We start from the raw sequence: 11,662 nt of genomic DNA, 5'->3' as shown, positions 1-11,662 counted from the left end.
CTTTTTTATATTTTAACAAAAAGCCAGGTTTAAGCATTTTGGATGAACTCGAGCAACCTCTCGTTCAATATCTTAAGGTCTTTCGGATCTATCGGCGCTGGTCTGGGCAGGATAAATTTGAATATTCTGGCAAACTCTTTCACTGAAGCGCTCTCTGCGGGTATCTTCGACTGAGGCAGCGCCTCTCCGGCCATCAATTCATACAATAGCGTCAGCTTTTCTATCTTCTGCTTATAGTCGTCGATATGTAATGCGCGCAGCGAAGCAAGTATACCTTCGAGCTGTACAAAATCTCCGACGATGCCGCCTTCCGGCTCAAATACGAGCGCCCGGACCCCTTCGGGCAGTTTATCGATCTCCCCTTCACGCGCAAGCGCGAAATCTATCTTGGCGGACAGCCCCTTGCCGGCGGCTTCGCTTTTGATCGAAGCCGCCATCTCTTCCGGCGTCTGCCTCTCGGTCATGACAACGATCTTTTCGCGGCTCACCCCGTTCCACCCTCTTATCCTGGACATAAAGTCGTTCCTTATATTGAACGGTATAAGGTCTATCGATATGACATGCCATAAAGTCTCTTTCGTCTCAAGCGACGGCATCCATTCCAGGTCTATCTTATTTATGCTCTCCATGGAATCGGTGAGAAGCATATCGGCCGGAGCCAAACTATCCATGGTGAGCGGCTGGTCGGCTATCCTTCTGAGCGCCCACTCTATCCACATCTTTCTTTCCGTATCAGCATCGCTTACAGCCGCACCGCTTATCCTTACCGATAACGCATTCAAACGCGTTACGACCTGTCTTGCCCTGTCCTTATGAGCGCTCTCTTCCAGCAGGTAGCCGAGCCCGCAGCCGGCGTTCCTGTAAAGGATATCGGATTGTTCAGTGTCATCTTCCAATATCCTGATCAGGTCATCGGCATATGCTCCGTCACCCGACCTTCCCATCATGTACGCTATTATGGCCCGTTCCATGACAGGCACGGACTTATCGGCAAGGCGGCCCCTCAATTGCGGGAGATCCGCGTCCAGGTCTTCACGCAGGACGGAGGCCTTCGCCTTTGTCGTCGCGGAATCCGACATCAGGACCTTTTCCTCCAGTGTCGCGGGAACGTCATTCGACATGAGGATGCGCTTCTTCTCGGCAAGCATCCTCCCGGCCACATCTCCCATGATCTCGCTCATGGGTCTTTGATAACCTCCCCTCTGCCATAGATGTAGCGCCCAATAAATATTTATCCGGGCGACATCGGTTATGTCGGCATTGAGGATATGCCTCTTCAGCCATCCCCTCTTGACGCCGTTGACCATACGGTCGAGCCCGCCTTCGGTGAAGGTATGGATGACCTGTTCCTTCGACCCTGCTATGCCCCCTATATTATTCAACCATGACGGCATGCTTACGATGCCTCTTCCAAGCAGCAACTCTTCGATCGCCCTTACCTCGACGGCAGAAGCCCCCTCGCTCCCTATGATAGCGTTAGCCGCGGGCGCAAGGACCTTAATATTCAGCCTCCTTGCCGTCGCTATATCTTTGATGACATATGACGGCCCTGCCGGGATGAGGATCGTCGCCGGTTTAAACAGCATCTCATCGATCGTGTCGAGCCTGTTACCGACCAGGTTCGGATAATCCCCGGGCGCGAACTCTCTGCCAGCCTCCCTCGCCTCAGCCAATCTATAGAGCTCCTCCATATCGAGACCGTCTTTGTTGTAGAAAGCGCCGTAAGCGTCGGAGATACCGACTACCCTGAAATTATATCTCTCATATCTTTCCCTGTTCTCGCGGAGGACCCTTATGATATTCGAACCGACCTCCCCGAACCCCTGTATCAAGAGATCGTTGGGCCCGTCCGGGGTCAGGCTGAATCTCTCCCTCATACCGCCATTCTCCAGCAGGGCGCATATGCTCTCTATCGTGGATAGAGAGGTCATCCGCCATTCGTCATGAGAGAGATGGCCTTTCTTCGAATCCCCGCCTGTGGTAAAGGGAAGTAGCGGTCTGGCCAGGTCCTTCTCCGCCTCTTCGCCCAGGCGATATATGCGGTCCATTATGGGCTCGACATTCATATCGTGCGTCTTCCCGTCCGCGCCTTTCCATCTCGGCCTCATATCGGGGCCTTCCATGCGGCTTATGCCGAGCGTCCCGAGGTCCGTGAATGCCTTGATATAGCCCTCGACCGCGCCATAGACATCTTCTTCGGTCGTGGAAGACCCCTCGCGCACCTTTATCCTGACGCCGCCCTTCGCCATCACCCATCCCTTTTCAAAGAGCTCCCTGTCGCCATATACCGCCGTCACGGCTATATAATTATCCCCGTCTATGAATAGGAACGTCTTTCCGCCGTCAAAGAAGACCTCGGCGACCGGGTTCTTGAGTTTCATGTCCCTGGCAAGGTCCGTGGAGACCTTTGAGGGTAAGATCGACTTCCCGTCATTGGCCTCAACGGAAAGATCCGGCCTGCCAATAGCGGTGACGGTGTAATAGAGCGGCATATCTTCGTCGGCAAGCCCCAGGGCCTTGCCGAATTCGCCCTTCAACATTACGGCAAGCGGCGCCTCGCCACGCGAGCGGTAATAGCCTCCGGCATTCGTCTTAATGAGAAGCCCGCGTAACGCCGCCGTTCTTTCACCCTCGGTGCCTCCCAGCCTGTTCTTTAACTCCGGCAGGGACGCGATCGTATTTAAAAGTCCTGTTTCCTCTTTCTCTGCGCCTGTAAATACCTTATGGTCTTTTTTGACCGCGGCTGTCATCTTTCCGTCAGAATAGACGGGACCGAAATCATCATATTCGCGATAGGAGCGCAGCGCCGCCTCCAGCGTCCCGGGCCCGTCGCACTCCCTCAAGTCGTCGAAATCGATGAGCCGTGCCGTGTATTTACCGTCCGTCTTGCGCAGGACAACGTTCTTGGGTTTCGGGTCCCCGATAAAGAGCTTCTTGCCGACCAATGCCTCCGAGTCGTTCCAGAGGTCCAGATACGCCTGTATGGCGACCCGTGTCGCCTCCTCTTTCTCTTCCGGCGGAATGGTCCCGTCGCCGAGTATCTCTCCCAGGTCGCGCCCCTCTACGAACTCTCTGAAGACGATGGTGATATTATTATATATCCATCTCCTCCGGCCAAGGCCGTCTGCGTCCCTCGATTGCAGGCGCCCTTCCGCGTCTTCATATTCAGGGTACTCAAAGGATGGCGCTACGTCCCTGTCCGCGATCCTCGGCCTGTGGTCGAAGACCTGCCGTGATGCGTAGAACTTCGGGACTAGCTTATAACCCTTGTCGGATAGTTGCTTCCAATATTCGTTTGCGCGCTTTATCTGTTCCGGAGAATTTACATCGCCGGTCCTGCCGCCACCCGCGCCTGCCCTCTTCGTCTTCCCCGGGACGGATGAGACCCCGAAAACCCTGTTCCTTATGGTGGAGGCGGCAAGCGGAAAGACCCTCCCGTCCTTAAGTACGAGCGCCATCTCATAATATACATTCTTTACGGACCCTCTATCGAACCACTGGATACTGGCCCCGCGCAGGTCGTCCCTGGATACCTTTGCCCCCGATGCACCTTCGATCGCTTCTCTTGCAAGGTCCGGGTCCTGTATCAATAACCGCTGCAGGAACTTCATGTCTTCATTGACGTCGTCGGCTACGAATATCTTCTCCATATATTCGAACCTCTCCCCGGATATCCTGCCGGCGTTCAGAAGTCCTGCCAGTGCGTTCAAGGCATACTGTTTTACAAGCCAGCTCTTATAATACCTGAAATCTTCGACCTTCCTTATATCTTCGTCTGTTGCCTTGGCCGGGTCACGGTTCACCCTCTCCAGGAGCGACAGCGGGACGATCTCGTTATCTTTCACTTCACGGCGCCTTATAAAACCGGTCACCTCCGGCAGGACCAGGAAGGCGCTTAAAGAATCATACAGGGCAGGAAACTCTCTATGCAGGCCTGCGTCCTCGAGCATTATTGCTATCATAGCCCTGGAGAGGCCCATCTCAGACCTGCCGGTCATACCGCTTTCATACCCTTCCTGCCTGCCCAATTCATGGTCCAGCATGGTGACATTGAAATCTTTGTCCAGATATATACGTACCGTGGCCTTATCCCATTCAACATCCCCGCGCCTGTTATCGCTCCCCGGGAAGACAGGCCTGTCCAGGCCCGGACCCTGTAACGAAACGACTATCGAGTTGGTGGCCTTTTCGTAATAGATAAGGAGAGAGCCGTTATCTTCGCCTCCCGGCGTCGTAATATCCATATATCTTATTATCCTGTAAACATCGTCCGGACCTGTCACCGTAAAAGTCCCTGTGGTCCCGAACATATATACCGTCTTACTCCCGTGCACCGTCCTTACACAGCCCCTCGGGTTGGCAAGATAGAAGTCGTCTATGGCGGGGGCCGATCCTACCATGGCCCTGAAGTTAGCGCCGTATGTCGGGAATTCGAACAGCTTCCTGCCTATAGTCATAATGTAATCATGTATAGGCGATAATAGCGGGGTCTGCAGGTCGTATACGGGGGCGATCGTCTCGATCTCTTTTCTCAATGCCGGGATCACGCTATCCGGGATAGTGCCCCTCTTCTTAAGCCATCTGATGCCGTTTATCTCTATGGAGCATATCCTCTCTATTTCAGGAGGCGAGAGGTCCCTTATCCCGGCACGCAGTTGATATGTGTGCGGCTCGGTGCCGTCGACCAGTATGCCGAGGGCCCTCAGGAGCCTCGCCTCTTCAAAGACGGTCGTCCTATGCATGCCGTCATCACGCTGCCGTTCGGGTAGGAGATGGCGCTCGACAGAGATGTCCGTCTTAGCTATAAGCGACGGATTGTTATATACCGTCTTCAGCGCATTGGCCGCGGAACCCTTGACCCCCTCAGGCAGCAAAGAGGGATACCCGCCGGTGGCCGATTTCATGTCGATCGCCCGGCTGAACTGTCTTAAATATTCGGCGGCCGTAAGGCGCGCCTCGAGGACACGGCTTAAACGGATCGAATTCGCCTGGTATTCGGCAAGTTCCCGCGGTCTCTTCTGCAACACCTCTTTCAGGACCTTAAGATATGATTCCGGCCGTCCGTCTTCGGGGATAAGCGTATTGCCCTCGCCCGGCACCTCAAGATTTATCCTGACCCCCTGGCCCTGCAGGATGCCTTCCCTCCACGGCGGGGCGAGCTGCAATCCGCCGCAACTCGATACATCGGCTTCCGTGTATCCGGCCGCTTCCGTCTTATGGTTGGAATCCTGCACCTGGATATCCGTCGCCGCCAGGAGGCCCCTCTGCATATTTATATCGAAATTGGGGACAAAGACGAACTTACCAGGATACCCGCGGCTATTCAGGTCCCACATAAGGTGGCCCCATCTATCGGCAAGCCAGTTGCTGTAGTTATTGCCGTACTGGACGTTGCCGTAGATCACTACCTGCGCGCCCGACTTCACAAGTTCTGTTATATTATCTTCTATGAATGCCCTCTCTGCCCCGGCCTTCTCCCAGACGAGACGCCCGGAATAGGAGATCACCGGCCGCTCGGGATCGAGCCCTATCCTCCTCTTGGCCTCTTTCTTCGTCTCCAGGACCTGAGCCGGCGCGGGATGCTCGACATCCGCATCGGGAAAGAGCTCCAGCATGATCTTTCTGAATGTGCCGGCTGTTAAATTTCTCATGTCGCCGTTAGTGACGGCTATGATCTTACGGTCATCGGGGAAGGCCCAATCGTCGAATATGGTGACATCATCCACATGCTTGGCGCTGACGCCGCCGATCCAGTCGGCGGTACGTATCCCGGCGGAAGTGAAATCTACGACGTGTTTCCATCCTCTTATGTCATGCGCCTCGACCGTATGGAAAAAGTAACCCCAGTATTCGTTCGGTATCTTTAATTTACTCAATATCCCCTTACCGTCGGGTTCTTCATACTCGCCCCTGTTGGGATACGTATGGGTGGTGAAGGCGACCATGGCGGCACCGAGGAGAGGATATCTGCCGCAATATATCTTCCTGAATAGAGGCGCCAGCGCGCACTGGCCGTCGTTAAGATGGATGGCCGGCGGCTTCCACTGGTCGGGGCTCCTGTTCCTTTCCCTCTCCTCTACAAGGTTTATCAATCTGAGCGAAGCATCGGAGAAGAAGGCGGCGAACTCCTCGAACTTGACGGGATTGTCCGGCGTATTGTAATTGTACATCACCTTGGTGTAATATGAGTCCTTGTCCCCTATGAAATATATCTCCCTGCCGGCTTCGTTTATCCCGCGGTAGAAGATCGCCTCCGTAACATGGTCGCCGACCTCCACCTCCGACCTGCCTATCTCCTCTTTTTGTATTATGGGCACCGGCAGGCTCGAGTAATCTATCTCTACAAGGTTGCCGCTTGAGTCCCGTCTCATCTTGTAATCGGGCTCCACATGGCAGAGGGTCCCTCCCCCCTTCTTCAAAAATTCATCCATTGGAAAACCGTGGAACTGCATCACGCGCCCCAGTCCCCCGCCCAGGTTATATATCTCCGAGGATACCTGCCATGTGCGGCGGTTCTTCAAACCGGGCGCCCACTGGGATAACCAGTTACCCGGCATTTCGTCTTTAAGCATCAGCAGGATGGAATCCACGATAGCCAGCCGGCGCATATTCTCATTACCGCTGAGGATATGGACGAGCCGCTCCTGCTCCTCTCTGTTAAGGAGCGTGACGGCGCGCAGGATGGAATAACGGCTCTCTATAGGATGATTGGCTTCGCGTTTTAAGATATCATCGGAGACATTCAGGAGAAGGAACAGGCCTGTAGTGCCGTCTGTCGTGTCGCTCAGGCATCCCCGCAATTCCCTGAGGAAACCCTTCCAGTTATCTTTTGAAATGACATCGGGGACTATCTTCTGGTCATCTTTCCACATGCGTATCGCCCTGCCCAGCCTGTTATTGGGATGATTTTCAAGATCTTTCAACGTTATCCATCCCGCCTCTGCCTCGCTCAACCCCCAGAATAACTGCGCCTGGAGCCGTAACGCCTCAAAGTGCGTCACGATATCCGCCTCTATGTCATCCGGCGCGCTTTCCGAGACCCTGTCCCTTGCCGCGTGAAACAATTCATGGAAGATGGTCTCTACCGCATGTTCGCTCAACGGATTATTCGCGTTCAGGAACTCCCTGCCTATACCTATGGATTTGGCCGACCCGAACCCGAGATAATAGTGCGCGGAATCCCTGTAATAGGATTGTATAACACCCATCCTGATGCCCTGCCTGCCCTCTCTGAAGTCCCTCAGGGCATCAAGGAGAAGGGCCCTCAGCTTATCCGGCGCGCGGGTCTTTATAGCAACTTCTATCTCATCGACCGCCTTCCTGAAGCCCTCGAATTCGCTCCATGGCTGGACCGGGACCTTGTCGAGCTCCTCCGCTGTAAAACCATGGCCTATGAGCGGCTCATCCTGCGTATGGGGGTCATCCGCAACGCTGGCCGTCTTCGCCTTGCCCTTCTTCGGCAGGGCCTGTTCGAAAGCGTTCCTGAGGACCTCCAGGGACGGATAATCCACTATATTATCTGTCTCTGCCAGCGTCGCCTTAAAACCGTCTCGTCCTCTATTCTGGATTATGAACTGCCGCGGATGCGGCATGGCGGCGAAATATCCCTTGCCGAACTTCTGGCGCGTCGACTCATATACCTCTTCGCAGAGCTTCCTGCATGCGTCTATGGCCGCCTCTTTGGCCCGGGGACCGGTACGCTGGTCATCGAGAAATTCCTGCAGGTTCTGTCCTTCGACGAACCCGCGCACAACGATGGCGATATTATTGACGAACCGCTCTTTCATCGGCTTCTCGGTCGTGCCGCCTATTATGACGTCTTTGTACCGGTAATCACGCTCCCACGAGTCGCTGCCGTATCTGGCCACACCCTCTATGCCGGTCCTGGAGATCTCTTTCCATAACCCGATGGACCTTGTTATGTCGCCTTCGCTAAGACCGTACTCTTCATTTATTGTGTCGTGCCTTATCAGGGAGACGGCGGCGGTCCTGACGGAGCCGTCTTTCATCACAAACCGTATCTTATATATCTCCTTATTGTCCCCCTGGCCGTAATACTCCGCCTCTACGGCTGAAAGGTCGTTTATAGTTATGCCGGGCAGGCCGAAAAGGTTCTCAAAAGCATCTTTGACAAAATTATCATCGTTCTTTATGGCCCTCTCGATGACCCTGAGGTCTTCCCCGATATCCTGCGCTATAAAATCATTCACATATAATGAGAATTCCGACTCGCTTATCTTGCCCGATTCGTACAGCTTCGTCAGGGCGGCGAGCGCCTTCCGCCGTATGACCTTCGTCTTAAAGTACCTGAACTGGGCTATATTGGACACCTCGTCTTCCGTGATATCGCGGGGTGAGGCCAGCGCCCTGTTGATCAGTTCGATATGTATGTCATATGAATCCATCAGTTCCCTATGCCTCAGCCCTCCGTCAACGCCCTGCCAGACGAGCTGATACTGCAGGAGCTCCTCCAGGACCGGGTATTTATCGCACAGGCCGCTGTCCGTGAGCTGGACGGCGATGCTCGACCTTGAAAGGTCCAACTGGCTCGTCGGGAGCATATTTACCGCGCTGACGGTGCCGTCGGCTTTGATATTTATCTCTATCTTTGCCAGGTCCAGCCCCTTCTTCACCCGGTCTATGGCGTCTCCCCTGAGCGCGATGTATATATTGCCGCTCCGCGAACGATAGACGATCACCTTATCGGTGGCAAAGATGACCTCTTCGCCGGCCATAAGGCGGTACCATGCCTTCTGCGGATCTATATGGTTCCAGTAAAAGTTCCCGTCCTTCTTCCACAACCCCTTATCTTCGGCATACAGGTCCTGCACGGGCCTTGCGTCTTTCAGCAGAGCAGCGAGCGAAAATGTGCCCAATTCGCGCGTCGGTATCCGCACCGACTTTTTCTGCGCGGCGAACTCTTCGATGTGGCGGCCGATGATGTCCCTGGGGTCCTTCCTCTTGGCCGCCAGCACATCCTGTATCTCTCTCCTGAAATCGCCGTATACTATCCTGCCGTCCAGGTCCCTCAGGGACATTATGAGGTTCTGGTACCACAGGAAGAGTTTATCGTTCTTATCTATCATGGCGAGCGACTGGGCCCCTTCTTCGATGCCTGTGAAATCGAAGTACATGCTCTCGTAATGGCGGCCTGCGGCCAGTAGCCGAGAGACCCTGTCGAGGAGCTTCCCCCTGAAGATCTCAGGTATGACCGCGATCTCGTTGGCGGTCAACGGGTTCCTCTCGTGGTACTTGAAGAGCAGCCTCTTCGCATTTTCGAGATTGAACCTTCCTTCGTCTGTGCCTATCCTTACCATCGGGGCGAGGTCGTAAATGCGCGCCTCTTCCCTCATGTGTTCGAGATCTATTATGGCCGCTATTTCGTCACCCTGGAATATGACGTTCGGCGGGTGGTAATCGGCATGTATCATGACCTTCGGCAGATCGCCGTAAACAGCGCCGAGGTTCTGGTAGAGGAGGTGATACTGCCTCAGAAGAAAATCGGCGTTCTCCAGGACCAGCCGCTCTGCGCGCGTATAGATGTATTTCGGGTTCTGCTCTTTCTTCCGTTTTATCGACTCTTCTAACCGCTTCAGGTGGTCGGCGTTCTCCGATATGGCAAGGATGGACGGGAGAGAGTATTCCCTCATGTAGGGTGGCTTATGTTTGGCGAAGAGGCGGTGCATATCGGCCAGCGTATCTATCATGGCGTCGAACCGCTCTTCCGTGAACTTCTCTCCGAAAGCGCCCGTCTCTCCTTCCTTGAATTCATAAAGGAGATAATATGTGCCCTTCCCGTCTGTGTCGATAAAGTTATCTTCCTCGCAAAGGCCGTTCTTCGACTTCCTGGGTATGAGGCGTGCGAACGGGATGCCGTTCTCTATCGCGGTATTTACTGTCCATACTTCGGCCCGCGCCGCCTCCTGCGGATCTTTGAAAAGGTCGTTCCTGACGTGGCGCAGGATGAACTTTCCCTTTTCGGCCTCCGCAATGAAGAACGGCGCATGTATGCCGTGGCCGAGCTTAAGCGGGTAGATGGTCCCTATTACACCTATGTCGTAATCGGCGAATAATGACCTTATATTCTGCATGTCGAGCCGTTTCTCCGCGTTCGCCTCCTCGCAGATCGCACATGCCCGCCTGAGCACGTCTATCGTGCCTTCGACACACTTGCCTATATACAATACGCCCGGAGGCAGGTCGCCCTTAGGTTCATCCAGCGATACGACGGCTAGACCCTCATGACCTTCCGATAACATCCTCCCCACTATATTGTCATTTCCGGTGCTGTCGCCCCTGCTCGACACCTCGTCTCCGAAATAGACGGCCGCTCCGTCTTTCAGGATGTCGATCATCGCCTTCCTCTTGCTTACCCCTTTCCTGACAAAACCGGCCGTCGTCTTACCGCTCACGATGCACTCGATATCCGTGATACCCCTCTCGGCCAACATCGCTAGCGCCAGGTCGCCCAGCTCTTTCCTCGTCTTCCTCGCCGGCGTATATTCATCGCCTCCGTTCGGCCTCTTCTCGAATTCATACTCCTTTACATCTTCATCCCGCTTCCCGTAAGGTGACCAGCTGTACTTCGCGTTCTTGTAATTATCTATGAATGACGGTATGCCCTTCGTCCGGAGGCCCTGCTCCTGCGCGATCCGCCTGTCGAGCGTCCTTATGACATCGAGGATCTGCCTGGACTCCCAGTTGGTGAAGGGCCTGTTGTAATCGTCGTCGACCGTGATCGTCCCGTCACGGTGTATGATGAACTTTTCGGCGCCGTCGGAGGCGTAGACGACAAGGTCGAACTGTATATTCTTCTCCCTCAGTCTCCTGAGAAGGGGCTCGAAGGTCTTCTTCTCCTTGAACTCATCGAGAGACCTTCCAGATATGACCCTGACCTGTTTACCGAGGACGACTAGCTGATAAAGAAGTTCCGCCGCCTCTTCATCTATGACCGTATTCCTCTTCCTGTTGAGCGTCATGTCGACGTCGAAGACGAGTATGGGGCTGTCGACGACTCTCTTTACGGCGGCCGAAAGGTCGGATATCTGGCCGGGAACGGCAGGCCCTTTTGCGGTGATCGGCCCTGCGGGGGCGGCCTTCGGCCCGTCTTTTATCTCCGTGACCTGCACGCTATGCGTCAGCGTGCCCGCTTCGGGATCCTGACCGGCCGGGGAACATGCGGCCATGTAACTCTTCCCGCCGAACTCGAACGGGACAAAGACCGACTCTCCTTCCAGCCTTATGCCTCCGAGGTCCACGCCTTCAAGGTATGAGGGATCGTTCCTGAATTGGTCGTGCATAGCCCTGGAAAGGGTGGATGCGTCGCCGCGGTCCCTGAAATAATGGTTCCATACGGAGATGGCAACGGCCCTCGCTCTCATGTCGGAGCTTACCGGATCGCTGGATCTTCTGTCCGGGGATGATCGCTGGAATATCGACTGCGTGGCGAGTGCGGCGTCTTCATTTACCTCTTTAATATCCGCGTATGCTGCCGAACTCATGGCCTGGGTCAGGACGAGCGACCAGGCCAGCAGACGGAATAGGATGGATTTGGATCTCTTATACGACATATAGCGATGTTAAAAAATAGCCCAAAGTTTTTTGCCTCTGGGCTATTCTTTACAAAATATCTCCTTATCATTTCGGTAGGGGGGGGCTTAAA

At 54.5% G+C, this 11,662-nt stretch carries 1 protein-coding gene; it reads right to left on the bottom strand.

Features of this window, described 5'->3' with window-relative positions:
* Window positions 1-29: 29 nt before the first annotated feature.
* Window positions 30-11,570, bottom strand: a complete 11,541-nt coding sequence (locus WC515_07495) for a phosphotransferase (protein MFA5147201.1) — start codon at window positions 11,568-11,570, stop codon at window positions 30-32.
* Window positions 11,571-11,662: the final 92 nt, after the last annotated feature.

Source organism: Candidatus Omnitrophota bacterium (assembly GCA_041650805.1).
Lineage (GTDB): Bacteria > Omnitrophota > Gorgyraeia > 2-01-FULL-45-10 > 2-01-FULL-45-10 > JBAZKM01.
Note: the sequence above shows the minus strand (reverse complement) of the source record. Positions and strands in the feature narration are given on the sequence as shown.